Origin of the sequence: Klebsiella sp. Shm-1, assembly GCF_040804525.1 — a bacterium.
Classification (GTDB): Bacteria; Pseudomonadota; Gammaproteobacteria; order Enterobacterales; family Enterobacteriaceae; genus Klebsiella; species Klebsiella pneumoniae.
In genome coordinates this window covers 1528846-1553047 of the sequence record NZ_CP161823.1, presented here as the reverse complement: position 1 = coordinate 1553047, position 24202 = coordinate 1528846, and the positions used below count along the sequence as shown (strand labels likewise).

General features: G+C 59.1%; 21 protein-coding genes and 1 tRNA gene. 13 read left to right on the top strand and 9 right to left on the bottom strand.

What is annotated here, in order from left to right:
• Nucleotides 1-2 precede the first annotated feature (2 nt).
• The 3 genes from AB1E37_RS07570 to yejF are packed head-to-tail and all read left to right on the top strand — an operon-like array spanning nt 3 to nt 3713.
• The gene (locus AB1E37_RS07570) at nt 3-1097 is read left to right on the top strand and encodes a microcin C ABC transporter permease YejB (RefSeq protein ID WP_004200501.1); all 1095 of its coding nucleotides are present in this window, start codon (nt 3-5) and stop codon (nt 1095-1097) included.
• A complete protein-coding gene (locus AB1E37_RS07565) occupies nt 1097-2122 on the top strand; it encodes a microcin C ABC transporter permease (RefSeq protein ID WP_002912972.1) in 1026 nt (341 codons plus the stop codon). The genes AB1E37_RS07570 and AB1E37_RS07565 overlap by 1 nt, the downstream gene beginning before the upstream one ends.
• A gap of 1 nt (nt 2123) precedes the next feature.
• Nucleotides 2124-3713, top strand: coding sequence for a microcin C ABC transporter ATP-binding protein YejF (gene yejF, locus AB1E37_RS07560; protein WP_004151118.1), 1590 nt, complete (start codon nt 2124-2126; stop codon nt 3711-3713).
• A gap of 3 nt (nt 3714-3716) precedes the next feature.
• Here the strand turns inward: yejF and AB1E37_RS07555 are convergent, their stop codons facing one another.
• The 3 genes from AB1E37_RS07555 to rsuA all read right to left on the bottom strand — a co-directional run bounded on the left by AB1E37_RS07555 (nt 3717) and on the right by rsuA (nt 6305).
• Entirely contained in the window at nt 3717-4061 is a 345-nt protein-coding gene (locus AB1E37_RS07555) for a YejG family protein (RefSeq protein ID WP_002912974.1), read from the bottom strand.
• Nucleotides 4062-4392: 331 nt separating this feature from the next.
• Complete coding sequence (locus tag AB1E37_RS07550) at nt 4393-5589, bottom strand: Bcr/CflA family multidrug efflux MFS transporter (RefSeq protein WP_002912975.1); 1197 nt, start codon at nt 5587-5589, stop codon at nt 4393-4395.
• Nucleotides 5586-6305 carry a 16S rRNA pseudouridine(516) synthase RsuA gene (gene rsuA / locus AB1E37_RS07545; protein ID WP_002912977.1) on the bottom strand — a complete coding sequence of 240 codons (720 nt, stop codon included), beginning with the start codon at nt 6303-6305 and terminating at the stop codon, nt 5586-5588. The genes AB1E37_RS07550 and rsuA overlap by 4 nt, the downstream gene beginning before the upstream one ends.
• A gap of 147 nt (nt 6306-6452) precedes the next feature.
• Here rsuA and AB1E37_RS07540 point away from each other — a divergent pair, with 147 nt between their 5' ends.
• Together AB1E37_RS07540 and rplY are read left to right on the top strand one after the other, a co-directional pair.
• Nucleotides 6453-8210 (top strand): DEAD/DEAH box helicase, encoded by a 1758-nt coding sequence (locus AB1E37_RS07540; protein WP_004144263.1) that lies wholly within the window; start codon nt 6453-6455, stop codon nt 8208-8210.
• A gap of 136 nt (nt 8211-8346) precedes the next feature.
• Entirely contained in the window at nt 8347-8631 is a 285-nt protein-coding gene (gene rplY, locus AB1E37_RS07535) for a 50S ribosomal protein L25 (protein WP_002912979.1), read from the top strand.
• Nucleotides 8632-8689: 58 nt separating this feature from the next.
• On the opposite strand, the gene AB1E37_RS07530 is transcribed toward rplY, so the two are convergent.
• Complete coding sequence (locus tag AB1E37_RS07530; protein WP_032432364.1) at nt 8690-9577, bottom strand: LysR family transcriptional regulator; 888 nt, start codon at nt 9575-9577, stop codon at nt 8690-8692.
• Nucleotides 9578-9681: 104 nt separating this feature from the next.
• Here AB1E37_RS07530 and AB1E37_RS07525 point away from each other — a divergent pair, with 104 nt between their 5' ends.
• Nucleotides 9682-10968 (top strand): serine hydrolase, encoded by a 1287-nt coding sequence (locus AB1E37_RS07525; protein ID WP_032447755.1) that lies wholly within the window; start codon nt 9682-9684, stop codon nt 10966-10968.
• An 18-nt stretch (nt 10969-10986) separates the two neighbouring features.
• Here AB1E37_RS07525 and AB1E37_RS07520 read toward each other — a convergent pair whose 3' ends face one another.
• The gene (locus AB1E37_RS07520) at nt 10987-11583 is read right to left on the bottom strand and encodes an NUDIX domain-containing protein (protein ID WP_004144265.1); all 597 of its coding nucleotides are present in this window, start codon (nt 11581-11583) and stop codon (nt 10987-10989) included.
• 82 nt (nt 11584-11665) lie between these two features.
• Here AB1E37_RS07520 and AB1E37_RS07515 point away from each other — a divergent pair, with 82 nt between their 5' ends.
• Nucleotides 11666-12427 (top strand): DeoR/GlpR family DNA-binding transcription regulator, encoded by a 762-nt coding sequence (locus AB1E37_RS07515; protein WP_002912986.1) that lies wholly within the window; start codon nt 11666-11668, stop codon nt 12425-12427.
• Between the two features lie 19 nt (nt 12428-12446).
• Here the strand turns inward: AB1E37_RS07515 and yejK are convergent, their stop codons facing one another.
• Entirely contained in the window at nt 12447-13454 is a 1008-nt protein-coding gene (gene yejK, locus AB1E37_RS07510) for a nucleoid-associated protein YejK (RefSeq protein ID WP_004144267.1), read from the bottom strand.
• A gap of 186 nt (nt 13455-13640) precedes the next feature.
• Here yejK and AB1E37_RS07505 point away from each other — a divergent pair, with 186 nt between their 5' ends.
• The 5 genes from AB1E37_RS07505 (at nt 13641) to eco (ending at nt 17760) form a co-directional block, all read left to right on the top strand.
• Nucleotides 13641-13868 carry a YejL family protein gene (locus tag AB1E37_RS07505; protein WP_004195346.1) on the top strand — a complete coding sequence of 76 codons (228 nt, stop codon included), beginning with the start codon at nt 13641-13643 and terminating at the stop codon, nt 13866-13868.
• An 18-nt stretch (nt 13869-13886) separates the two neighbouring features.
• On the top strand, nt 13887-15647 hold the full coding sequence (gene yejM, locus AB1E37_RS07500; protein WP_002912990.1) for an LPS biosynthesis-modulating metalloenzyme YejM: 1761 nt from the start codon (nt 13887-13889) through the stop codon (nt 15645-15647).
• A gap of 76 nt (nt 15648-15723) precedes the next feature.
• Nucleotides 15724-15800: transfer RNA gene (locus tag AB1E37_RS07495), tRNA-Pro, on the top strand.
• Between the two features lie 184 nt (nt 15801-15984).
• Nucleotides 15985-17094 carry an AI-2E family transporter gene (locus AB1E37_RS07490; protein WP_002912992.1) on the top strand — a complete coding sequence of 370 codons (1110 nt, stop codon included), beginning with the start codon at nt 15985-15987 and terminating at the stop codon, nt 17092-17094.
• A 174-nt stretch (nt 17095-17268) separates the two neighbouring features.
• Nucleotides 17269-17760 (top strand): serine protease inhibitor ecotin, encoded by a 492-nt coding sequence (eco, locus tag AB1E37_RS07485; protein WP_004175048.1) that lies wholly within the window; start codon nt 17269-17271, stop codon nt 17758-17760.
• 66 nt (nt 17761-17826) lie between these two features.
• Here the strand turns inward: eco and mqo are convergent, their stop codons facing one another.
• Nucleotides 17827-19461, bottom strand: a complete 1635-nt coding sequence (gene mqo, locus AB1E37_RS07480; protein ID WP_002912994.1) for a malate dehydrogenase (quinone) — start codon at nt 19459-19461, stop codon at nt 17827-17829.
• A 359-nt stretch (nt 19462-19820) separates the two neighbouring features.
• On the opposite strand from mqo, the gene AB1E37_RS07475 reads away from it, so the two are divergent.
• The gene (locus tag AB1E37_RS07475) at nt 19821-20981 is read left to right on the top strand and encodes a SulP family inorganic anion transporter (protein ID WP_074189156.1); all 1161 of its coding nucleotides are present in this window, start codon (nt 19821-19823) and stop codon (nt 20979-20981) included.
• Here AB1E37_RS07475 and mgtE read toward each other — a convergent pair.
• The gene (gene mgtE / locus AB1E37_RS07470; RefSeq protein WP_002912996.1) at nt 20944-22380 is read right to left on the bottom strand and encodes a magnesium transporter; all 1437 of its coding nucleotides are present in this window, start codon (nt 22378-22380) and stop codon (nt 20944-20946) included. The two genes, AB1E37_RS07475 and mgtE, sit on opposite strands and share 38 nt — an antisense overlap.
• A 150-nt stretch (nt 22381-22530) precedes the next feature.
• Nucleotides 22531-24174: a multidrug ABC transporter permease/ATP-binding protein gene (locus tag AB1E37_RS07465; protein WP_032447757.1), complete on the bottom strand. Its 1644-nt coding sequence runs from the start codon at nt 24172-24174 to the stop codon at nt 22531-22533.
• Between the last annotated feature and the right edge of the window lie 28 nt (nt 24175-24202).

Here is a 24202-nt window from a genome sequence, read left to right as displayed (position 1 = left end):
CCATGGGCAGCTACCTGATCCGCCGTTTGCTGTTAGTCATCCCCACCCTGTGGGCCATCATCACCATTAACTTTTTTATTGTCCAGATCGCGCCTGGCGGCCCGGTCGATCAGGCCATCGCCGCCATCGAGTTTAATCAGCGCGGCGGGATGCCGGGGGCTGGCGACGGCGGGATGGGCGCCAGCCATGCCCGCACCGGCGCAGGCAATATCAGCGAGGGTCACTATCGCGGCGGGCGCGGCCTCGACCCGGAAGTCATCGCCGAGATCACCCACCGCTACGGCTTCGATAAACCGCTGCACGAACGCTATCTGAAGATGCTGGGCGATTATCTGCGCTTTGATTTCGGCGACAGCCTGTTTCGCAGCGCCTCCGTGCTGCAGCTGATTAAAGACAGCCTGCCGGTCTCGGTGAGCCTCGGGCTGTGGAGCACGCTGATTATCTATCTGGTCTCCATTCCGCTGGGCATCCGCAAAGCGGTCAGCAACGGCAGCCGCTTTGATATCTGGAGCAGTACACTGATTATCATTGGCTATGCGATCCCTGCCTTTCTGTTCGCCATCCTGCTGATCGTGATTTTTGCCGGCGGCAGCTATTTCGACCTCTTCCCGCTGCGCGGTCTGGTCTCGCCAAATTTCGACACCCTCCCCTGGTATCAGAAGATCCTCGACTACCTGTGGCACATCACCCTGCCGGTGCTGGCGACGGTAATTGGCGGCTTTGCCGCGCTGACTATGCTGACCAAAAACAGCTTCCTCGACGAGATCCGCAAACAGTATGTGGTCACCGCCCGCGCCAAAGGCGTTGGTGAGAAACAGATCCTCTGGGGACACGTGTTCCGTAACGCCATGCTGCTGGTAATCGCCGGCTTCCCGGCCACCTTTATCAGTATGTTCTTTACCGGCTCGTTGCTGATCGAAGTGATGTTCTCGCTAAACGGCCTGGGTCTGCTGGGCTATGAAGCGACGGTCTCCCGCGACTATCCGGTGATGTTTGGCACGCTCTATATTTTCACTCTGATTGGCCTGCTGCTGAATATCGTCAGCGATATCAGCTATACGCTGGTCGACCCGCGCATTGATTTTGAGGGCCGCTAATGTCTTTCTTCAGTCCCGTTAATCAGGCCCGCTGGGCGCGCTTTCGCCACAACCGTCGCGGCTACTGGTCGCTGTGGCTGTTTTTAATTCTCTTCCTTTGCAGCCTGGGCGCCGAGCTGCTGGCCAACGACCGCCCGCTGCTGGTGCAGTACCGGGGCCAGCTGTACGTCCCGGTGTTAAAAAACTACACCGAGCAAACCTTCGGCGGCGCGTTCGCCACCGCCGCCGACTATCAGGATCCCTGGCTGCAGCAGCAGCTGGCGACTCACGGCTGGGCGCTATGGCCGCCAGTGCGCTTCGGCGCGACGACAATTAATTTTGCCAGCACGGTTCCCTTTCCATCGCCGCCCTCGGCCAGCAACTGGCTCGGCACCGACGCCAACGGCGGCGATGTGCTGGCGCGGATCCTCTATGGGACACGCATCTCGGTGCTCTTCGGTCTGCTGCTGACGCTGTTCTCCAGCGTGCTGGGGGTGCTGGCCGGAGCGATACAGGGTTACTACGGCGGTAAAATCGACCTGTGGGGGCAGCGCTTTATCGAAGTCTGGTCCGGCATGCCAACGCTGTTCCTGATCATCCTGCTCTCCAGCGTCGTGCAGCCGGGCTTCTGGTGGCTGTTGGCAATCACCGTTCTCTTTGGCTGGATGACGCTGGTGGGCGTGGTGCGCGCGGAATTTCTCCGCACTCGCAACTACGACTATGTTCGGGCGGCGCAGGCGTTAGGGGTTAGCGACCGGCAGATCATCCTGCGGCATATGTTGCCCAACGCGATGGTGGCGACCCTCACCTTCCTGCCCTTTATCCTGTGCAGCTCCATTACCACCCTGACGTCGCTGGATTTTCTCGGCTTCGGCCTGCCGCTCGGCTCGCCCTCCCTCGGCGAGCTGCTGCTGCAGGGCAAAAACAACCTGCAGGCGCCCTGGCTGGGCATTGCCGCATTTCTCTCCGTCGCCGTGCTGCTGACGCTACTGATTTTTATCGGTGAAGCGGTTCGCGACGCCTTTGACCCGAGTAAGGCGGTGTAATATGACCCACCCGCTATTAGCTATCGACAATCTCTCTATTGCCTTTCGCCAGCAGGGCGAGACGCAGACCGTGGTGCATAATCTGTCGCTCGAGGTGGCGGTCGGCGAAACGCTGGCCCTGGTGGGCGAATCCGGCTCAGGTAAGAGCATCTCCGCCCTGTCGGTGCTGCGGCTGCTCCCTACCCCGCCGGCCAGCTACCCCAGCGGTGACATCCGTTTTCATGGCCAGTCGCTGCTGCATGCGGATGAGGCGACCCTGCGCGGCGTGCGCGGCAACCGGATCGCGATGATCTTTCAGGAACCGATGGTATCGCTCAATCCTCTGCACACCCTGGAAAAACAGCTCTACGAGGTGCTGTCGTTACACCGGGGAATGCGCAAACAGGCGGCGCGCGGGGAGATCCTCGACTGCCTGGAGCGCGTCGGGATCCGTCAGGCGCCGCGGCGGCTGGCGGACTATCCGCATCAGCTCTCCGGTGGCGAGCGCCAGCGGGTGATGATCGCCATGGCGCTGCTGACTCGCCCGGAGCTGCTGATCGCCGACGAGCCGACTACCGCCCTGGACGTATCGGTGCAGGCGCAAATTCTGCAACTGCTGCGCGAGCTGAAGCAGGAGCTGAACATGGGGCTGCTGTTTATCACTCATAACCTGAGCATCGTCCGCCAGCTGGCTGACCGGGTGGCGGTTATGCAGAACGGCCGCTGCGTGGAACACAATGACTGTCGGGCGCTGTTCAGCGCGCCAGCGCATCCCTACACCCAACGCCTGCTGGATAGCGAGCCGGACGGGGAGCCGGTGCCGCTGGCCGCCGATGCCCCGGTGCTGCTGCAGGCGGACGATTTAAAGGTGGCGTTTCCCGTTCGCAAAGGGATCCTGCGTCGGGTGGTCGATCATCATCGGGTGGTCAACAGCCTCAGCTTTCAGCTGCGCGCCGGCGAGACGCTGGGCCTGGTGGGGGAATCGGGTTCCGGTAAAAGCACCACCGGCCTGGCCCTGCTGCGCCTGATCCCGTCCGGGGGCAAGATAACCTTCGCCGGCCAGCCGATTCAGGGGCGTAACCGCCGACAGCTGCTACCGCTGCGCCGACAGATGCAGGTGGTTTTTCAGGATCCGAACTCGTCGCTCAATCCGCGCCTCACGGCGCAGCAGATCATTGAGGAAGGCTTGCGCGTCCACCAGCCGACGCTGACGGCGGCCGAACGCGAACAGGCGGTGATCCTTGCCATGCAGGAGGTCGGCCTCGACCCGGCCAGCCGCCAGCGCTATCCGGCGGCGTTCTCCGGTGGCCAGCGACAGCGTATCGCCATCGCCAGAGCGTTGATCGTCAAACCGCAGCTGATCGTCCTCGATGAACCGACCTCATCGCTGGACAAAACCGTTCAGGCGCAGATCCTGAACCTGCTGAAAGCCTTACAGCGAAAGCATCAGCTGGCCTATATTTTTATCAGCCATGATTTAGGCGTGGTGCGGGCGCTGTGTCACCAGGTGATGGTGCTGCGTCAGGGAGAGGTGGTCGAACAGGGCGAGTGCAAGTCCGTCTTCAGCGCACCCCGGCATGAGTATACCCGCCAGCTGCTGGCGCTAAGCTGACGGTCAGAAAGGATTATTGCCGGAGAAGGGCTCGGCGATGGCCACGCCAAAGTTTTTCAGACGACAGGTGGCGGCAAACTCATCCTGCAGGTTAACGAACAGGCAGGGTTCGCCTTCGCACTCCAGCACGGAACAGTCGACTTCGATGTCGCTTAACGCCTGGCTGAGCTTATGCATCACCGGCCAGGCTTTCTCACCGTCCGGGCTCAGCAATTTCAGGGCAACGAGACTGTTCTCGTTCTGCGCGCCGTTTTGCGGAATCGGTTCAACTCTGGAACCCGCAAAACCGGCCAGCCAGCGATAGCTCTGCGGCAGACGGTGTACGATAGAGAGTTGTTGTGTATTCACTTGGTTTCCCCGGAAGCAAAAGGCTTCACAATAAATTTACATCAATATTAACACACTGTTGACAAATAGTCCTGCCTTGAGGCAGAAAACGTTTACAGCGGCGGCGGACCAGGGTTAAGCGCTTATAATCCAGCGCTTTATTTTTTATACCTGGCGAGCCAATTGGCGCTATATGTACCCGTTTCTGTGATCCAAAACAACTTTTTTATCGCAACAATGCGACTTTTTACACTAATTGATTTTACATAAAAGAAACAAATCGCAGAACCCTGAAGCCCATTGCGGTTGACATGCATCAAGAAAGGGGCGATTTCGCCCCTGAAAATGTGACCTAGCGTGCGATTTTTCGCCGCCGGGATGCGTAAAGCGAGAAGAAAATAGAGCAGGTTGCGCAGAAGGCAATAGAGATCAGCATCGGCCAGGCGGTGGTAAACGTCGCCATCGACAGCAGCGCGCCGATAATCGCCCCGATACCGAAACGGAAAGTCCCCGCCAGCGACGAAGCAGTGCCCGCCATATGCGGAAACTCATCGAGGATCACCGCCATGGCGTTAGACGACACCATGGATACGCAGCCGACAAAGGCCGCTACGCCGATCACCAGTGACCAGAAGCCGACATCCAGCAGCGCGCAGACCACCATCCACACCGCCATGGCAAACTGGATCCACAGCCCGGCGCGGAACATACGCAACGCCCCTACCCGCCGCACAAACCGGCTGTTGAACATGGTCATCAGAAACAGAAAAACGATGTTCAGCGCAAAATAGTAGCCAAAGTGCTGAGGCGCGACGTGGTTTATATTGATGTAGACAAAGGGACCGGCGCTAAGGAAAGAGAACATGCCCGCGAAGCTAAAGCCGCTCGCCAGCATATAGCTCAGTACCCGCTTGTGGCGGAACAGCGTGGCAAAGTTACCCAGCGTGGTGCGCAGATGGAACGGCTGACGCCTTTCAGCCGGCAGCGTTTCGCGGATAAACAGGCCGATCATCAGCGAGGCCAGCAGGGCCACCAGGGCGAGGATCCAAAAGATGGCATGCCAGCTGAACCAGACCAACACCGCCCCGCCGACCATCGGCGCCACCAGCGGCGCAATGGTCGTGACCAGCATGACAAACGACATCATGCGCGAAAACTCATCTTTCGGATAGATGTCGCGCATCAGGGCGTTAATCACCACGCTGGCCGCCGCGGCTGCCAGACCGTGGAAGAAACGCATGACAATCAGCATATCGACGGTTTGCGACAGGGCGCAGGCTACCGCCGCCGCCGCGAAGACCAGCGTTCCGCCGAGGATCACCGGCTTGCGGCCAAGGCTGTCCGCCATCGGGCCGTACAGCAGCTGACCCAGCGCAAAGCCGAGGATATAGGTGCTGAGCGTCATCTGCGCGCTGCCGTCCGGGACGTTATACTGGGCGGCGATCACCGGCAGGGCCGGAAGATACATATCAATAGACAGCGGCATCAGCATGGCCAGCAGGCCAAGGATAAACACAATCCCCAGTGAAGAATTCTGCTTCAGCGTCACGTTTTACTCCGTGGCTGCGGGGCGCCCACGCTGGCGATTTCCGCTTCCGTCAGCGGACGATATTCACCCGGCGCCAGCGATTCATCCAGCAGGATGTCGCCGATGCGTTCCCGATGCAGGCCAACCACGTGGTTGCCCACGGCGGCGAACATGCGTTTCACCTGATGGTAGCGGCCTTCGCTGATGGTGAGGCGCACTTCGGTCGGAGTGATAACTTCCAGCAACGCCGGTTTGGTGAGATCTTTTTCGTTATGCAGCTGGACGCCTTTGGCGAACAGCTCCGCGGTCCCTTCCGCCAGCGGGCTTTCCAGCGCCACCAGATAGGTTTTTTCACAGTGGTGGCGCGGCGAGGTAATGCGATGCGACCACTGGCCGTCATCGGTCATCAGCACCAGCCCGGTGGTGTCGATATCCAGCCGTCCGGCGGCGTGCAGCTTATGCGCCACCGGCTCGTCGAGGAAATAAAGGATAGTCGGATGATCGGGATCGTCGGTGGAACAGACGTACCCTTGCGGCTTGTTGAGCATAAAGTAACGCGGGCCATTCTGCTGGGTCAGCGTATTTCCGTCATACTCCACCTCGTGCTCCGGCTGGAGCTTAAAAGAGGCATCTTTCACAATGTCGCCGTCCACGGTAACGCGGCTGCCGCGAATTTCACGCCCGGCAATAGCCCGGCTGACGCCCAGCTGCTGAGCGATAAACTTATCAAGTCGCATGAGATTTTTTTAGCCTGTCATAGTGCTGGAGCGGGCAAATCGCCCGAAAAAGAAGAATTTCACCGGCTAGTATAACGGGCTCTTAACACCACTCAAGGGAAAAGATTCATGGCATACTATTCGCCAGTTAATTAGCCCCGTGAATTCATGACTTTTACATTACGTCCTTACCAACAAGAAGCCGTCGATGCCACCCTCGCCTGGTTCCGTCGCCATACCGAGCCGGCGGCGATTGTCCTGCCCACCGGCGCGGGCAAAAGTCTGGTGATCGCCGAGCTTGCCAGGCTGGCGCGCGGCCGCGTGCTGGTGCTGGCCCATGTCAAAGAGCTGGTGGCGCAGAACCATGCCAAATACTGCGCCCTTGGACTCGAGGCGGATATCTTCGCCGCCGGTCTGCAGCGAAAAGAGAGCCACGGCAAAGTGGTGTTCGGCAGCGTGCAGTCGGTGGCGCGCAATCTCGACCAGTTTCGCAGCGAATTTTCGCTACTCATCGTCGATGAATGCCACCGCATCAGCGATGATGACGACAGCCAGTATCAGCAGATCATCGGTCACCTGCGGCAGGTCAATCCGCAGATCCGGCTGCTCGGCCTGACGGCCACGCCGTTCCGCCTTGGCAAGGGCTGGATCTATCAGTTCCATTATCATGGGATGGTGCGCGGCGATGAAAAGGCCCTGTTCCGCGACTGCATCTATGAGCTACCGCTGCGCTATATGATTAAACACGGCTATCTGACGCCGCCGGAGCGCCTCGATATGCCGGTGGTGCAGTACGATTTCAGTCGCCTGCAGGCGCAAAGCAACGGCCTGTTCAGCGAAGCCGATCTTAACCATGAGCTGAAAAAACAACAGCGTATCACGCCGCATATTGTCAGCCAGATCGTGGAGTTCGCCGAAAACCGCAAAGGGGTGATGATCTTTGCCGCCACCGTGGAACACGCCCGGGAAGTGACCGGCCTGCTGCCGGTAGGCCAGGCGGCGCTGATCACCGGCGAAACGCCTGGGCCGGAGCGGGATCGCATCATCGAGGCCTTTAAAGCGCAGGCGTATCGCTATCTGGTGAACGTCGCGGTGCTGACCACCGGCTTTGACGCCCCGCACGTCGACCTGATCGCCATCCTCCGCCCCACCGAGTCGGTGAGTCTTTACCAACAGATCGTTGGCCGCGGTCTGCGCCTGGCGCCGGGGAAAACCGACTGTCTGATCCTAGACTACGCCGGCAATCCGCATGACCTGTATGCCCCGGAAGTGGGGACGCCGAAGGGCAAAAGCGACAACGTGCCGGTGCAGGTCTTCTGCCCGGCCTGCGGCTTCGCCAATACCTTCTGGGGCAAAACCACCGCCGACGGCACCTTGATTGAACACTTTGGCCGCCGCTGCCAGGGGTGGTTCGAAGATGACGACGGCCACCGCGAACAGTGCGACTTCCGCTTTCGCTTTAAAAACTGCCCGCAGTGTAATGCGGAAAACGACATCGCCGCCCGCCGCTGCCGGGAGTGCGACACTATACTGGTTGACCCGGACGATATGCTGAAGGCGGCGCTGAAGCTGAAGGACGCGCTGGTGCTGCGCTGCAGCGGCATGGCCCTGCAGCACGGCGGCGACGAGAAGGGCCCGTGGCTGAAAATCACCTACTACGATGAAGACGGGGCGGATGTCAGTGAGCGCTTCCGTCTGCAGACCCCCGCCCAGCGCACCGCCTTCGAACAACTGTTTATTCGCCCGCATACCCGCACCCCCGGGGTGCCGCTGCGCTGGATAACGCCGGCGGATATCGTGACCCAGCAGGCGCTGCTGCGCCATCCGGACTTTGTCGTCGCCCGCATGAAGGGGCAGTACTGGCAGGTGCGGGAAAAAGTGTTCGATTATCAGGGGCGTTTTCGTCGCGCCAACGAGCTGCGTTAATTACCGGAAAGCTGAGGTTTTGATTGCCCGGGTGTCGTTTGGCGGCTATAATGCCGCCCGCTTTTGCATTCGCAAAGCAGATAATCCGCCTGTTGCTGGGTCGCCTGTAGCAGGCTTTATATATAGAGAGACATCAATGTTTACTATCAACGCAGAAGTACGTAAAGAGCAGGGTAAGGGTGCGAGCCGCCGCCTGCGCGCAGCTAACAAGTTCCCGGCAATCATCTACGGTGGCGAAGCTGCTCCGGTTGCTATCGAACTGGACCACGACAAAGTATGGAACATGCAGGACAAAGCTGAGTTTTACAGCGAAGTTCTGACCGTCGTTGTTGATGGCAAAGAAGAAAAAGTCAAAGTTCAGGCTGTTCAGCGCCACGCGTTCAAGCCGAAACTGACTCACATCGACTTCGTTCGCGCGTAATCGTCGATAGCAAGTTGTATGGCAAGCGCCCCGGGGTCTCAGGCTCCGGGGCGTTTTGTTATCTGCGCTGCCAAAGCTCCGGCGCCTCGTGCACGATGTCGCTAAGCATCCGATGCTTATTCATTCCGGGCAGCCAGAGCATCACCATGGTGACGTTCAGCCCCTGACTGCCGACCTCCGTCGCGATTTCACTGACTCCCTGCCACTCGCCTGGCCGCAAATGGTCCGGTAAAAACCCCCAGCCCCTCCCCTGCTCCAGCGCATGGCGCAACAGGGTAATTTCATTCATATACAGCGTATGGCCGGAAATCTGCAGCCGGCGGGCGATTTGATCGTCACTGCGCCGGTGCATCACTAACTGCGGCGTCAACGAAAGATTCAATAGCGTCAGCGGCCGCGGAGCGTCGCGGAACAGGCTGTCCGCCGCGTAGAAACGCAGATCCACGGTGCCGAGCGCCCGCCACTCCATTTCGCTCCCCAGCGTGCGGTTGTTAGCCTGACAAATCGCCATCTCCGCCACGCCATCGCTCAGCGCCTGCTCGGCTTCGCGACGCGAGGCGCTCCAGCAGCTCAGGCGGATCTGCCGTCGGGCCAGGTTATCGGCCAGCGCACAGAGAAATTCACGCGGCACGAAGGGATCGTACACCAGACGCAGCGCCTGCCCGGCGGTTTGCGGCAGCGTTTGCGCAAAAGACTCGAAAGCCTGCGCCTGACGCAACAGCAGATGCGCCTGGCGAAACAGCTGCTCGCCCTCGGCAGTTAGCGTCAGGCTACGTCCTTCACGGCTGAACAGCCGGTAGCCCAGCGCATCTTCTAGATAGTCCAGCAGATCGCGCAGCGTGGTCCGGTCTTTAGCTAAACGAATGGCCGCCTGCGACAGGCTGCCGGTCTCAGCAATCGTCGCGAAGGCTTCAATCTGTGCGAATGAATACTGTAGGGTTTTCATCCTTTTTCTCCCTTAAGGGGGAAAATCCCCCATGTGCTGATTTTAGCCGGCGCGCGCCGATTTATATACTGCGCAGCGAATCTATGGCAAACGAGGAAATGACAATGATAAGAAAACCACTGGCCCTGGCGTTAATATTGGCGGCGCTGCCGGCGGCGGCAATGGCGCAACACTGCGGCAGCCTGACGCTGGATGTCTGCCCAACGCCTTACGATCAAACGCTACCCGCGGCCAAAGACATGCTCAGCTGGGATCAGACTTCACGCGTGATTGGCTTTCGCAATGACTATCGCAACTATGCCGGCGATGTCTTCCGCCACGGCGCCTCGACGCCGCTGGAGCGCGCTGAAAAACAACTGACCGATGCCCGCTATACGCTCAACGGCCACACCTGGAATTTGCAGGATTACCTGAAGCGCGAGAACGTCAGCGGTATGCTGGTGCTGAAAGATGGTAAAGTCGCCTGGAAATATCTCGCCGAAGGTAATACCGACACCACCCTGTGGACCTCGCGCTCGGTAGGCAAATCGGTGGTCTCGACGCTGGTCGGTATCGCCATTCAACAGGGTAAAATCCACTCCCTTGATGACCTGATTACCGTTTATGAACCCGAACTGAAAGGCACCGCCTGGAACGGCGTAACGCTGAAGCAGTTGATTCAACACACCAGCGGGGTGGAATGGAATGAAGACTACACCGACCCGCAGTCGCATTTCGCCCGCCTGACCCAGTGTGAAGCGCACCCGGGCGCCTATGCCTGCGTGCGTAAAATCGTCACCGGCCTGGCGCGTCAACACCCGGCGGGCGAGCAGTGGTCCTACTCTTCCGGCGGCGCCTGGCTGCTTGGGGATATCCTGGAGCGCGCCACCGGCATGTCGCTGGCCGCCTGGCTTGAACAGGCTCTATGGCAGCCGGCCGGGATGGCCCACGACGGCGTGTGGCATGCTTATCAGCAAGGGAAGCACGACGTCGGCGCCCACGGCTTTAACGCCACCCTTGAAGACTGGGGCCGCTTTGGTGAATTCGTCGCCCGTGACGGTCGGTTAAGCAATGGCAAACAGCTGGTGCCGACTGGCTGGTTCGATCAAGCCGCCAGCTGGACCAAGGCGCTAAACTCGGTCTCGGCAGCGCATCCGGAGGGTATTTACGGCTATCAGTGGTGGAATAACGCGATTCCGGCGAATGCGCAAAACGTCCAGCCGACGCCGCAGGAAGGGCTTAAAGGGTCGCTGTGGGCGCTGGGGATCTACGGCCAGGTGATCATGGTGAACCGCGCGGAACACCTGGTGATCGTCCAGTGGTCGGCCTGGCCGCAGGCGGAACCTTCCTTCAACGCTCAGCCGTTGGAAGCGGCGCTGATGTACAGCGCCATTGCCCGCGAGCTGCGTTAACTCCCCGCTCCTTGCCGCTCAGCCGGCGAGGAGCGTGTCGGCATTCAGCGCCAGGTGTTGCAGCAGGATAATGGTTTTAGCATCCATGATCTCGCCATCGCGAATGGCCTGCAGCGCCCGCGTCAGCGGCCACTCCAGTACTTCAATGTCCTCACCTTCCGCCGCCAGTCCGCCGCCGTCACCCCGACGGTCATCGGCCTGATATTCGGCGATAAAAAAGTAGAGTTTTTCGGTGACGGAGCCGGGGCTCATAAAGACGGTGAAGACGGGTTCGACACGGGTCACACGAAAGCCGGTCTCCTCTTCCGCTTCGGCAACGATCCGCGCCTCCGGCGAGGCGTTATCCAACAGCCCGGCAGCCGCCTCAATGAGATATCCGTCGTGGCCATGAGTAAATACCGGAAAACGGAACTGACGGGTCAGGACCACCGTCCGCTTTTCCCGGTTGTAGAGTAAAATGACTGCGCCGTTGCCCCGGTCATAAGCCTCGCGGCTCTGCTCCTGCCAGCGACCGTCCCGACGCAGCAGTTCGAAGGTATATTTTTTCAACGTGTACCAGTTATCCGAGAGCAGCGTCTCGCGAACGTGGCGGACGTGCGGTGCATGTGTTTGCATGTTATTTCCCCTTTGAGGTGACAGCAGGCACCATAACATGCATAATCGTGCACAAACAAGATCATTCGATGAAGGAAAACCGATGCTCGCCAGTCAGAGAAAACAGCAGATCCTCCAGATCCTCACCGAGGAAAAACAGGTGATGTCCGGGGAGCTAAGCCAGCGGTTTAACGTCTCCGAGGACTCCATTCGCCGCGATCTGCGCGAGCTGGCAGCGGAGGGAAAACTGCAGCGGGTCCATGGCGGGGCATTGCCGGTATCCGCCGCCATTGCGCCAATTGAAACGCGCAAAAGCGTGCAGATCGCCTCCAAGCAGGCGGTCGCCCGCGCCGCCGCCGCCCTGATCCAGCCGGGACAGGTGGTGATTGTCGATGGCGGCACCACCACCGCGGCGATGATCGGCTTTTTACCCGCCGACCTCAGCTGCACGGTGGTCACCCACAGCCCGGGCATCGCCGTGGCGCTGGTGGACCACCCGCGAATCGAGGTGATCCTGCTCGGCGGCAGAGTATTTAAACATTCGGTTGTCGCCGTCGGCGCCGAGACGCTGGCGGGAATGGCGCGGATCAACGCCGATCTGTTCTTTATGGGGGTGACCGGCGTCCACCCGCGGGCGGGTTTCACCACCGGTGATTACGAAGAGGCAGGCATCAAGCGCGCGCTGACGGCCAGGGCGGCAGAAACCGTGGTAATGGCCTCCCGGGAAAAGCTCAACGCCGCGTCGGCCTTTGCCATCGGCGAGCTGAGCCTCGCCAGTACGCTGATTGTCGATGGAGAACCCGACGCCGCGCTGCGCCAACAGTTGGTGCAGAGCGGCGTGGAGATCGTCCCCGTTCAGCGGTAGCGCCGCCGTGGCGCAGGGCTTAATTGCCGCCTGACGTCCGGCGCTGCAGCTGGTCGCGCAGATTCGGCGGGGTACCCTTAATGGTCAGGGTATCAGTGGCGGGATCCCAGAATACGCGTTCGCCCAGCAGCATGGCGTCGAAGTTAATGGTCAATCCGCCGCCGCTGCCGGCAAACTTGGTCAGCTGACGTAAGGTGCTGCGATCCGCCGGGAAGCTCTCTTCCAGCTCATAGCCCTGCTCAGCGGTGAATTCCTGGAAGCTCTTTTCGCTGACGCCGGCGAGCTCTTTGGACAGCGACTCCAGCTCAATCTCTTCCCCAGCCTGCAGCTGTTCGTTGCAGTAGGCGTAGACCTGCTGGCGCACGTTCTGTCGCTCGGATTTATCAAGCTGGGCATCGGCGGCGAAGTCATCCACCGCCTGCAGCAGGCCGCGGTTCTGCGCTTTGGCGTTAAGCCCTTCGCTGGCGCCGAGGAAATCCATAAAGAAATCGGCCACTTTGCGCCCTACCCGCCCTTTCAGGAAGGTCAGATAGCGGGTCGACTCCGGGTTGGTTTCCCATTCGGTGAGATCGATGCGCGCGACGATATCGGCATGGTTAATATCCAGATAATGGGTCGAGCGGATATCCAGCTCTTCGTTGACGCGCATACTGCTCAGGTTATTGAGTACCGCCACCAGCAGATACTCGACCGCAAGGTAACGATACTGGCAGAAGAGGACAATGCCTCCTTCGGCGAACGGGTATTTCGCCAGCTCATCGCGCAGGCGACCGGTCGCCGCGCGGCTAAACGCCAGAAACTCTTCTTCCCCCTGACGCTGCAGGCGCAGCGCCTGGGCCAGTTCGCTCTCTTCATTGAACAAGCCATAGGCTTTGCTTTTGGCGCTATAGACCCGGTGCAGTTCAGCCATCATCTCGACGACCGTCGCGTTCGGCTCCAGCAGTGACTCGCGCAGCACCAGCTCCAGATTTTGTTCATCACGTTTGATTAACTGATGCAGGGCAATCTGGTCGATATCCAGACTCATGTTAAACTCTCCTTTTAGACCGGGCGGTATTCAACCACCGCCGGGTGGCCGACGCAACTGGCGCCACACATTTCGACGTCGTTAACGTCGATTGATGCGCTTTTGCGCCGCGGCGAAAAAATGCGGAAAAAAAGCTGCTGCTACGGTAATATGTTGCCCTTTCACGAACAAACAGATTTTGAGTTTATGCCGCAAATTTCCCGCTATAGCGATCAACAGGTCGAACAGTTGCTCAGCGAGCTGACGAACGTCCTGGAATCACACAAAGCCCCGGTGGACCTTTCACTGATGGTGTTAGGCAATATGGTGACCAACCTGATCAACAGTAGCGTCGCGCCGGCGCAGCGTCAGGCCATCGCCCGTTCTTTCGCGCAGGCTTTGCAATCTTCGATTAACGACGATCCAGCGCATTAAGGATAACAGCAACAGTATATGGTGACTCTACGTCAGCCCTACCGAGAAAAAGTCTCCCAGATGGTTAGCTGGGGGCACTGGTTCGCCCTGTTCAACATGTTGTTGGCCATGGTGCTCGGCAGCCGCTACCTTTTTGTCGCCGACTGGCCGACGACGCTTGCCGGACGACTGTTTTCGTACGTCAGTCTCGTCGGGCATTTCAGCTTTCTGGTGTTTACCAGCTATGTGCTGATCCTCTTTCCGTTGACCTTTATCGTGGTCTCGCAGCGCCTGATGCGCTTCCTGTCGGTGATCCTTGCCACCGCCGGGATGACGCTGCTGCTGATAGACAGCGAGGTTTTTACCCGCTTCCATCTGCACTTAAACCCGGTCGTCTGGGAGCTGGTCATCAACCCTGACCAGAATGAGATGGCGCGCGACTGGCAGCTGATGTTTATCAGCGTCCCGGTCATCTTCTTGATTGAAATGCTCTTCGCCACCTGGAGCTGGCAAAAGCTGCGCAGCCTGACGCGCCGCCGCCATTACGCCCGCCCGGTCGCCTGGTTCTTCTTTTTGTCGTTCGTCAGCAGCCACCTGGTCTATATCTGGGCGGACGCCAATTTCTATCGCCCGATCACTATGCAGCGGGCGAATCTGCCGCTCTCCTATCCGATGACCGCCCGTCGTTTCCTTGAGAAACATGGCCTGCTCGACGCCCAGGATTATCAGCGTCGTCTGGTGGAGCAAGGGGCGCCGGAGGCGGTATCGGTCCAGTATCCGCTTAGCAACCTGCGCTACCGTGACCTCGGCGCGGGCTACAACGTGCTGCTGATCACCGTCGACAACCTGAACTACTCGCGGTTTGAAAAGACCATGCCGGCGCTGGCGGCATTTGCCAAAGAAAACGTTAACTTTACCCAGCATATGAGCTCGGGCAATACCGCCGACAGCGGCCTGTTTGGCTTGTTCTACGGTATTTCGCCTGGCTATATGGACGGTGTCCTCTCGGCGCGTATTCCCGCCGCGCTGATTACTGCCCTCAACCAGCAAGGCTACCAGCTGGGCCTCTTCTCCTCCGATGGGTTTAGCAGCCCGCTGTATCGCCAGGCGCTGCTCTCCGATTTCTCGCTGCCGAGCGCGAAGACCCAGAGCGACGAGCAGACGGCCAATCAGTGGATCGGCTGGCTGGACCGTTACGCGCAGGATGAGAATCGCTGGTTCTCGTGGATCTCGCTCAATGGCACCACTCTCGACGACACGCAGCAGCAGGGCTTTGTCCGCCGCTACAGCAAGGCGGCAGGCGACGTTGATGCCCAGATCGATCGGGTGCTGACTGCGCTGCGCGAAGCCGGCAAACTCGATAATACGGTGGTAATTATTACCGGCGGCCACGGCAAGCCGCTGAATGCGAAACACGACGCGTTCGACTGGTCGCGCGAGCAGCTGCAGGTGCCGCTGGTTATTCACTGGCCGGGCACGCCGGCGCAGGAGATTGCCACCCTGACCGATAACAAAGATGTGATGACTACGCTGATGCAGCGCCTGCTTCACGTTTCGACGCCGGCCAATGAGTACTCGCAGGGAGAAGATCTGTTCAGCGCCGCGCGGCGTCGTAACTGGGTCACCGCGGCCAACGGCGATACGCTGGCCATCACCACCCCGACCATCACCGTGGTCCTCAACCATAACGGCACCTATACCACCTGGAGCCGCGACGGCGAGAAAATTAAAGATCAGAAACCGCAGCTCAGCCTGTTGCTGCAGGTCCTGACTGACGAAAAACGCTTTATCGCTAACTGATTGATTAATTATGAATCAATCGCGCGTGACCCGCTTGCATTCGCCTGGGGAACGGGTAATATTGTTCCCCACGCGTCGGCACGTAGCGCAGCCTGGTAGCGCACCGTCATGGGGTGTCGGGGGTCGGAGGTTCAAATCCTCTCGTGCCGACCAAAAACTCCACAGAAACCAGCCTTTTAAGGCTGGTTTTTTTATGCCTGTTTCCCCTGTTGCCGCCCGCTCGCTTAATTTGTGCCCTTTCTTCAATGTATCGTGAAGATGTACGACTATCCTGATGGTAAATTACGTCGTAGCATCTATTATTCGACCGTATGACTCATAAGCAGGAGCGGATAACATGAGAGTTAATGGACTTACCAAAGGATTTTTCATCCTTATCGTCTTCATTGTAACCCTGGCCTTTTTTGATGTTCTCTCACCCTATTATTCCGCCATCCTTTGGGCTGCGATCCTCGCGGTGATTTTTAATCCGGTCAAAAACAAGATCCGTACCCGCCTCGGCGAGCGCAATGGCCTCGCGGCGCTGATGACCATCGTCATTATCTGTCTTATCGTTTTTACGCCGCTGGCTATCATTCTCTCCTCGCTGGCCTACGAGCTCAACCTGGTGTACAGCAAACTGCAGCATAACGACACCCAGTTTCCGACGGTGGTCGCCAGCCTGTTCGCCCATCTTCCCGGCTGGGCCAGAAGCTTCCTCGCCGATCATAACCTTGATAGCGCGCAGCAGATCCAGCAGCAGCTCTCTGATGCCGCTCTGAAAGGCGGTCAGTATCTGGCCGGCAGCGCGTTTCTGATTGGCAAAGGGACTTTTGGCTTCACCGTCAGCTTCGGCATCATGCTGTATCTGCTGTTTTTCCTGCTGAAGGATGGACCTTATCTGGTGCTGTTGATCCTCGAGTCTCTACCGTTATCAAGCTATGTGAAGCAGCATTTGTTCGCTAAATTCGCCGCTGTGGCCCGCGCCACGGTAAAAGGTACCGTCGCCGTGGCGCTGGCGCAGGGGGCGCTGGGTGGCTTTGCCTTCTGGATCGCCGGTCTGGACGGCAGCATTCTCTGGGGAGCGCTGATGGCGTTTCTGTCGCTTATCCCGGCGGTGGGCTCGGCCATTATCTGGGTGCCAGCGGCCATCTACCTCTTCGCCACCGGCCAGCTGTGGCAGGGCGCCTTTATCGTCGGCTTCTTTGTGATTGTGATTGGCCTGGTGGATAACATTCTGCGTCCACTGCTGGTGGGCAAGGATACCAGGATGCCGGACTATCTGATCCTTATCGCCACTCTGGGCGGCATGGAGATCTACGGTATCAACGGCTTCGTGATCGGGCCGCTGATCGCCGCCCTGTTTATCGCCTGCTGGAACCTGCTGTCGGGACGAGAACATGCCGGCAATACCGATGAAATCGATGAAGAGTTTATTGAGGAAGCGAAAAATAGCCGTAATGAATAGCTTTCCCGGCAGGGGGCTGGCGGCCCGCCAGCGCCTCTGTTGCGCTCTGCGCGGCCGATGTCTTACCAGTAGATAACACTATTCATTTTGCAAAAATTGGTAAATAAATCTTAACATTCAGCTGAGTGATGATAGGCTATCTCTGTCAGGAACGAAAATAAAGGATGATCAACCGTGAAAAAAATCACTACGCTAGCCGTTTCTCTGCTGACCGCCGCCTGCATGTCCGCTGGCGCATTGGCCGCAGACCAGCCGCTGGAAAAAGTCGCGCCGTTCCCGAAAGCGGAAAAAGGCATGAAGCGTCAGGTTATTCAGCTGCCGCAGCAGCAGGATGAGTCGGCGCTCAAGGTTGAGCTGATGATCGGCCAGACGCTGGAAGTCGACTGCAACCATCATCGTCTCGGCGGGGAACTGGAAAGTAAAACCCTGGAAGGCTGGGGCTATGATTACTATGTCTTTGAGAAGCTGAGCGGCCCGGTATCCACCATGATGGCCTGCCCGGACGGCAAAAAAGAGAAGAAATTTGTCACTGCCGGCCTCGGGGATGACGCCATGCTGCGCTACAACAGCAAACTGCCGATCGTGGTATACACGCCGAGCAATGTCGATGTGAAATATCGCATCTGGCGCGCCGACGAGACTATCGGCAACGCCGTCGTCCGCTAAGGCGAACAGCGCAAACGGCAATAAAAAACGGCAGCCCGCAGGCTGCCGTTTTTGTCAGAGCGTTTATCAGAGCGCGATATCCGCCATCGGCTTGCCGCCGCTCAGCGGCTTCAGCTCCGCCTGCGGTACCTCATCCACCGCCCCGGCTGGCTCATATTTCAGTTCCAGCACTTCACTGGTCCACGCCAGCGCTTTCTCGATCTCCGCCGGGTTGCCGTCAAGACGAATACCGTAGGTTGGGATGATCGCCTTCAGCTTGGCCTGCCATTCCGGCGAATTGACTTTATCTTTAAACACTTTTTCCATTAGCTGCAGCATGATAGGCGCCGCGGTGGAGGCCCCTGGCGACGCGCCGAGAAGCGCCGCGACGGTGCCTTCATCATCGCTGACCACTTCGGTGCCCAGGCGCAGTACCCCGCCCTTCTTCGCGTCGCGCTTAATGATCTGCACGCGCTGACCGGCCTGCCACAACCGCCAGTCCTCTTTCCGCGCTTCCGGATAATATTCGCACAGCGCGGCCAGACGATCTTTATCTTTCTGCATCACCTGGCTAATCAGATATTTTACCAGATCGAAGTTGTCCAGGCCGACGTTGAGCATTGGCAAAATATTTGAGGTATTCGTCGAGGCCAGCAGATCCCACAGCGAACCGTTCTTCAGGAAACGGGTCGAGAAGGTGGCGAATGGTCCGAACAGCACCACGCGTTTACCGTCGATAATACGGGTATCGATGTGCGGCACCGACATCGGCGGCGCGCCCACTTCGGCCTGACCGTAGACCTTCGCCAGATGGTGGTTCACCACCTCCGGATTTTCGCAGACCAGGAACTGGCCGCCGACCGGGAAGCCCGCATACTCTTTGGCCTGCGGAATGCCGGTCTCCTGCAGCAGGGTCAGCGCTGCGCCGCCGGCGCCGATAAAGATAAATTTAGCTTTAATGACCCGCTTCTGACGACGATTGTCGGCATCCGCCAGGGTGACCGTCCAGCTCTTGTCGGCGTTGCGCTTGAAGCGACGCACCACGGTGCCCAGCTGTAGGGAGAAATTATCATGCTTTTGCAGACCGGCGATCAGCTGGCGGGTAATTTCACCATAGTTGACGTCGGTTCCCACTTCTGAGCGAGTGGCGGCGACCTTTTGCAGCGGGTCGCGGCCTTCCATCACCAGCGGCGCCCAGGCTTTGATCTGCTGATGGTCTTCAGAATAGCGAATACCGCGGAACAGTTCACTTTGCTGCAGCGCCGCGTAGCGCGCACGCAGGAAGTTGACGTTATCTTCGCCCCACACAAAGCTCATGTGCGGCACGCTGTTAATGAAAGATTTTGGTTTGTTCAGGACGCCGCGCGTCACCTGATGCGCCCAGAACTGACGCGAGATATGGAAGGCTTCGTTGATGTCGACCGCTTTGTCGATATTGATGCCGTTGGCGGTCTGCGGCGTGTAGTTCAGCTCCATCAGCGCCGCGTGGCCGGTACCCGCATTATTCCACCCGTTTGAGCTCTCTTCCGCCACGCTGGACATCTGCTCAACCATGGTAATAGACCAGTCTGGCTCAAGCTCCTGCAGCCAGGTTCCCAGTGTGGCGCTCATAATGCCGCCGCCAATCAACAATACATCCGTCTCTTGCTCATGGCGGGTGTTGGTCCGAGTGCTGTTGGGACCAACCGCCTGTGAGCGTGGTACGGCCATCTTTTTATTCATCGGATTTGAGCCTTACTTTACTCGCTGTTTTTATTTAGCGCAGGTGATACGATTCTCACCCCTCACGTTACCACCGAAGCTCAAAAATTTAAATATTGTTTAAATTTTAAGTTCTGTTTTGAGATCCGTTATAAAAATGTTTAATAAATGTATACACCAAATCACTTTTTGTACTGGTGCGCTGACAGATTCCGCGCTATCATCCCTGGTTTTGTGACAGACCGCACGGAAGCAGGGCCTGACACCGCTCCCTCTTTTTTTATAAGCTGCGAACTTTTTTTATGCCCCCAGTTTCTGACCCCGCCGCTTCCGGCAACCTGCGTCCCATCCTCCGCTCCCCGTCTTTACTAACGCGCGAAGTGCTGGCCGGCGTGCTCACCGCCCTGGCGCTCATCCCTGAAGTGATTTCGTTTTCAGTCATTGCCGGCGTTGACCCGCAGGTAAGCCTGATTGCTTCGGTGGTGCTCTGCCTGGCGATGTCAATCTTCGGCGGACGCCCGGCGATGGTCACCGCCGCCGCGGGCTCGGTGGCGCTGGTGATTGGCCCGATGGTGCATCAGCACGGCGTGGGGTACATTTTACCGGCTGTCATTCTGGCGGGTATTATTCAAATTTTGTTTGGTCTGTGCGGCATGGCGCGCCTGATGCGCTTTATTCCCCCGGCGGTGATGACCGGCTTCGTCAACGCCCTTGGGATCCTGATTTTCTTTGCTCAGGTGCCGCATTTCTGGAGTCGACAACCGCTAATCGTTGGCCTGTTCGTCCTGACGCTGCTTATCGTCCTGTGGGCGCCGCGCGTTATTAAGACTATCCCGGCGCCGCTGATCGCCATCGTCGCGCTCACCCTCTATACCGCGACCACCGGCCAGCAGCTGCCGACCGTCGGCGATGAAGGGTCAATGAGCGGCGGCCTGCCGGGGTTCACCGCCCTGACCGTTCCCCTGAACCTGACCACCCTGCAGATAATCTGGCCGTGCGCCCTCAGCATCGCCTTTGTCGGCCTGATGGAGTCCTTGCTGACGGCTAAGCTGGTGGATGATCTCACTCATACCTCGTCGAACAAATCGCGGGAAAGCGCCGGGCTGGGTATCGCCAATATCCTTGCCGGCTGCTATGGCGGCATCGCCGGCTGCGCGATGATCGGCCAGACTATCGTGAACGTGGAAATGGGCCGGGCCCGCAGCCGCCTCTCAACGGTAATCGCCGGCCTGGTGCTGCTCCTGCTGGTGACAGCGCTCAGCCAGGTGATGGCGAAGATCCCGATGGCGGTTCTGGCCGGGGTGATGGTGATCGTGGCGGTGAAGACCTTTAGCTGGCACAGCATTCGCCCGGGCGAGCTGGCGCGTAATCCGTGGCCGGAAACGCTGGTGATGCTGGTGACCGTCGCCGCGACGGTGGGAACCAGCAATCTGGCGATCGGTGTGCTGGCGGGGATTGTCGCGATGGCGATCATCCCCCGCCGCCTGCGGGCAAAAGCGCAGGCTACATTAGAAACAGCGTCGCCAGACCCAGAAAAATAAAGAAGCCGCCGGTGTCGGTGATGGCGGTGATCATTACGCTGGAGCCGACCGCCGGGTCGCGCCCCAGCTTCACCATGACCATCGGGATTATCACGCCCATCATTGCAGCCATCAGCAGGTTGAGCATCATGGCCAGCGTCATCACCCCGCCGAGCTGCGGATCGTCATACAGCCACCAGGTGATGGCCCCCATAATCCCGCCCCACACCAGACCGTTAATCAGCGCGACCCCCATTTCACGCAGGATCAGAAAGGTAAAGCTGCCGGGCTGGATCTGCTGCAGCGCCATCGCCCGGACGATCATGGTGATCGTCTGGTTGCCGGTGTTGCCGCCAATCCCGGCGACGATCGGCATCAGCGAGGCCAGCGCCACCAGCTGTGAAATGGTGTGTTCGAAGCCGTCGATGACCCGGGAAGCAATAAACGCCGTACACAGATTGACCGCCAGCCATGCCCAGCGGGTTTTCACCGCTTTGCTGACCGGGGCGAAGACATCCTCTTCATCGCTCAGGCCGCCCATCCGCCGCAGATCGTTATCGGTTTCTTCATAAACCACATCGACGATCTCATCGATGGTCAGGCGCCCGATCAGCTTGCCGTCGGCATCAATGACGGCGGCGCTGAGCAAGTCGTCGCGTTCGAAGGTGCGCGCCACCTTCTCCGCCTCTTCGTGCGGCTGAAAGGTGACCGGGTCGCCCTCCATCACCTCCCCCACCCGCTTCTGCGCATCATTGAGCAGAATGGTCTGCAGCTCCAGCTCGCCGAGCAGCAGCTTGTTACGGGTGGTAACGAACAGCTTATCGGTGTTTTCCGGCATTTTACCGAGACGCCGCAGATAGCGCTGCACCGCCGCCAGGGTGGCCTCCGGTCGCACCGTAATGACCTCAAACTCCATGATCGACCCGACGCTGTTGTCGGCGTAGCGCATAATCTGGCGAATACGGGCGCGCTTCTCGGCCGGCAGGGTCGCCAGCAGCCGTCCGGTCAGGTTGCGCGGCAGATGCTGCAGCAGGTAAACCTGTTCATCGATATCCAGCGGCTGCATGGCCTGCAGCAGCTCGGGGTCGCTCATCTTGTCGATCAGGTCGCCCCAGACGTTCTCTGAGGCCTCCAGCAGCACTTCGCCGCGTTTATCGTCGGGCACCAGGCACCATAGCGCGGTGCGGGCGTCATAGGGAAGCGCTTCCAGCGCATCGGCGAGATCCGGCGGCGGCAGATGCGAGACCAGCATTTCCACTTCGGCCAGGTCATCGGCCAGCGTCCCTTCATCATATCGTTCAGCCAGCGTCAGTTTGCCCAGCAGCGCGGAAGTCACCGCTTTATCGGTGCTCAAGAGCCAAATCAGACGGGCGCGCTCTTCGTCACGCAAGCGGGCGCTTTTTTTATGCAAAACGGACATCGATCGGGCAATCCTTTTGAGAATGGTGAGCCGGCCTGCGGGCCGGAAGCCTTAAGCATAGCGCGAGGAGGGGGAAATAATAACCGTCAACGATGTAGACGCTGAAAATTTCAGCGGCGCCCGGGCTTTTCACCGGGCGCGTGGCGATTGTCAGGCCGTACGGGCCACCGCATCGCGGGAAGCCTGTTCCCGCTCTTCGCCGGTAAGTTCGGCGAGCTGGCCGGTGCGCATCTCCAGCAGACGATCGGCGTGCTGGAAGTAGTGATCGTCATGGCTGATGGCGAACACGGTTTTGCCCATCTGCTGCATCAGCGGCAGCAGGACCTGGTAAAACTCGCGGCGGAAATGCGGATCCTGATCCGCCGCCCATTCATCCAGCAGAATGATGTCCCGGGACTCGGCCAGCGCCAGCAGGAGCGCCACGCGCTTCTTCTGCCCTTTCGACAGCCGCAGGTCGGCGATTTTTCCGTTCTCCAGCTGCAGCTTGTGGGCCATTTGCAGACGCTCCAGCCATGTCGCCACCAGCGCCGGATCGGGCTCCTCGCCCTGCGGCCCGAGCAGGCGGTCAAACAGCCAGACGTCGGTAAACACTGCGGAAAACAGTTTGCGGTACTCCTCTGGCCTCTCCGCCGCCAGCGGCTGGCCGTCGACGAGGATCTGACCGGATATTGGCTGGTACAGGCCGGTCAGGAGCATCGCCAGCGTTGACTTGCCGCTGCCGTTGCCGCCTATCAAAAACACCAGCTCGCCGCGCTTCAGCGTCAGATTAAGCGGCCCTACCGCAAAGCGCTGGTCCGGATAATGAAAGGTGACATCGCGCAGCTCCAGCGTCTGCCAGTCAGGATGCGCCTGCGGCCGGGGAAAGTCGGCCCGGTACGGGGCGAGGGAGAACTGACGCAGCTTGTTAAACGCCACCTGGGCGCTGAGCAGCGTGGGCAGCGCGCCGACGGCGGAGAGCAGCGGCGTGCGCAGAAACAGCAGCGTCAGGGAATAGGTCGCCGCCACGGCGGTATCGGCCCAGCCGAGGCTGTTGGCCATCCAGAATACCAGCCCGATGGCGCCAAGCATCATAATATTCGACCAGTTGACCGCGCTGAGGTGGAAGGTATCGGCGCGAACGATATGGTGCCGGTACTCCCTGGCGTCCGGGAGGTAGAGCTGGTTAAACACATACTCCGCGCGCTCGCGGTTGAGGGTCAGCTCTTTACGCCCCTCCAGCACCGTCTGATAGTCGTGATACAGTTTATCTTCCGTTTCGCGCAGGCTGGCCATATGTTTGTACACCCGCGAGACCAGCACAAAGCCGCCCCAGATGGTGAGCGCCATCCACAGCGCCGTCACCAGCATCATTTTTCCTGACAGCCAGGCGAGGTAGGCCGCGGAGCCGAAGGTGAGAATGATCCCCTGCACCAGCTCCGGCAGGCGCACAAAGGCGATGGTGATATTGCGGATATCGCTGGTCAGCCCGGCAAGCAGCGACGCGCTGCCGATCTTCTCTACTTGTTCAATCTGGGTATCGAGGATGCGTTTAACAAACTCACCGCGCAGACGATAGACAAAATGGTGGCCGAGGGTGGTTAGCGCCAGCTGCGAGCCCAGGGTCACCGCCATCAGCAGCCCCAGCAGACCAAGAAACTCCGGCAGGACCCGCAGCGAGGTATCGACAGAGGTAATCAGACGCAGGTTAATGAAAGCGATTAAGCCGATACCCAGCGCAGCGCTGAGCAGGCTGAGAGCAATAACGCCCAGAAACGGCCAGCGGTACTGGCGCCAGACGAGAGAGAGAAGTTCCATAACAGGCTATCCGCAAAAGCAAAACAGC

Excerpts from the sequence above, each read along its gene's own strand:
- AB1E37_RS07570 (WP_004200501.1), top strand. The coding sequence starts at position 3 with ATGGGCAGCTACCTGATCCGCCGTTTGCTGTTAGTCATCCCCACCCTG.
- AB1E37_RS07565 (WP_002912972.1), top strand. The coding sequence starts at position 1,097 with ATGTCTTTCTTCAGTCCCGTTAATCAGGCCCGCTGGGCGCGCTTTCGC.
- yejF (WP_004151118.1), top strand. The coding sequence starts at position 2,124 with ATGACCCACCCGCTATTAGCTATCGACAATCTCTCTATTGCCTTTCGC.
- rsuA (WP_002912977.1), bottom strand. The coding sequence starts at position 6,305 with ATGCGACTTGATAAGTTTATCGCTCAGCAGCTGGGCGTCAGCCGGGCT.
- AB1E37_RS07540 (WP_004144263.1), top strand. The coding sequence starts at position 6,453 with ATGACTTTTACATTACGTCCTTACCAACAAGAAGCCGTCGATGCCACC.
- rplY (WP_002912979.1), top strand. The coding sequence starts at position 8,347 with ATGTTTACTATCAACGCAGAAGTACGTAAAGAGCAGGGTAAGGGTGCG.
- AB1E37_RS07530 (WP_032432364.1), bottom strand. The coding sequence starts at position 9,577 with ATGAAAACCCTACAGTATTCATTCGCACAGATTGAAGCCTTCGCGACG.
- AB1E37_RS07525 (WP_032447755.1), top strand. The coding sequence starts at position 9,682 with ATGATAAGAAAACCACTGGCCCTGGCGTTAATATTGGCGGCGCTGCCG.
- AB1E37_RS07520 (WP_004144265.1), bottom strand. The coding sequence starts at position 11,583 with ATGCAAACACATGCACCGCACGTCCGCCACGTTCGCGAGACGCTGCTC.
- AB1E37_RS07515 (WP_002912986.1), top strand. The coding sequence starts at position 11,666 with ATGCTCGCCAGTCAGAGAAAACAGCAGATCCTCCAGATCCTCACCGAG.
- yejK (WP_004144267.1), bottom strand. The coding sequence starts at position 13,454 with ATGAGTCTGGATATCGACCAGATTGCCCTGCATCAGTTAATCAAACGT.
- AB1E37_RS07505 (WP_004195346.1), top strand. The coding sequence starts at position 13,641 with ATGCCGCAAATTTCCCGCTATAGCGATCAACAGGTCGAACAGTTGCTC.
- yejM (WP_002912990.1), top strand. The coding sequence starts at position 13,887 with ATGGTGACTCTACGTCAGCCCTACCGAGAAAAAGTCTCCCAGATGGTT.
- AB1E37_RS07490 (WP_002912992.1), top strand. The coding sequence starts at position 15,985 with ATGAGAGTTAATGGACTTACCAAAGGATTTTTCATCCTTATCGTCTTC.
- mqo (WP_002912994.1), bottom strand. The coding sequence starts at position 19,461 with ATGAATAAAAAGATGGCCGTACCACGCTCACAGGCGGTTGGTCCCAAC.
- mgtE (WP_002912996.1), bottom strand. The coding sequence starts at position 22,380 with ATGTCCGTTTTGCATAAAAAAAGCGCCCGCTTGCGTGACGAAGAGCGC.
- AB1E37_RS07465 (WP_032447757.1), bottom strand. The coding sequence starts at position 24,174 with ATGGAACTTCTCTCTCTCGTCTGGCGCCAGTACCGCTGGCCGTTTCTG.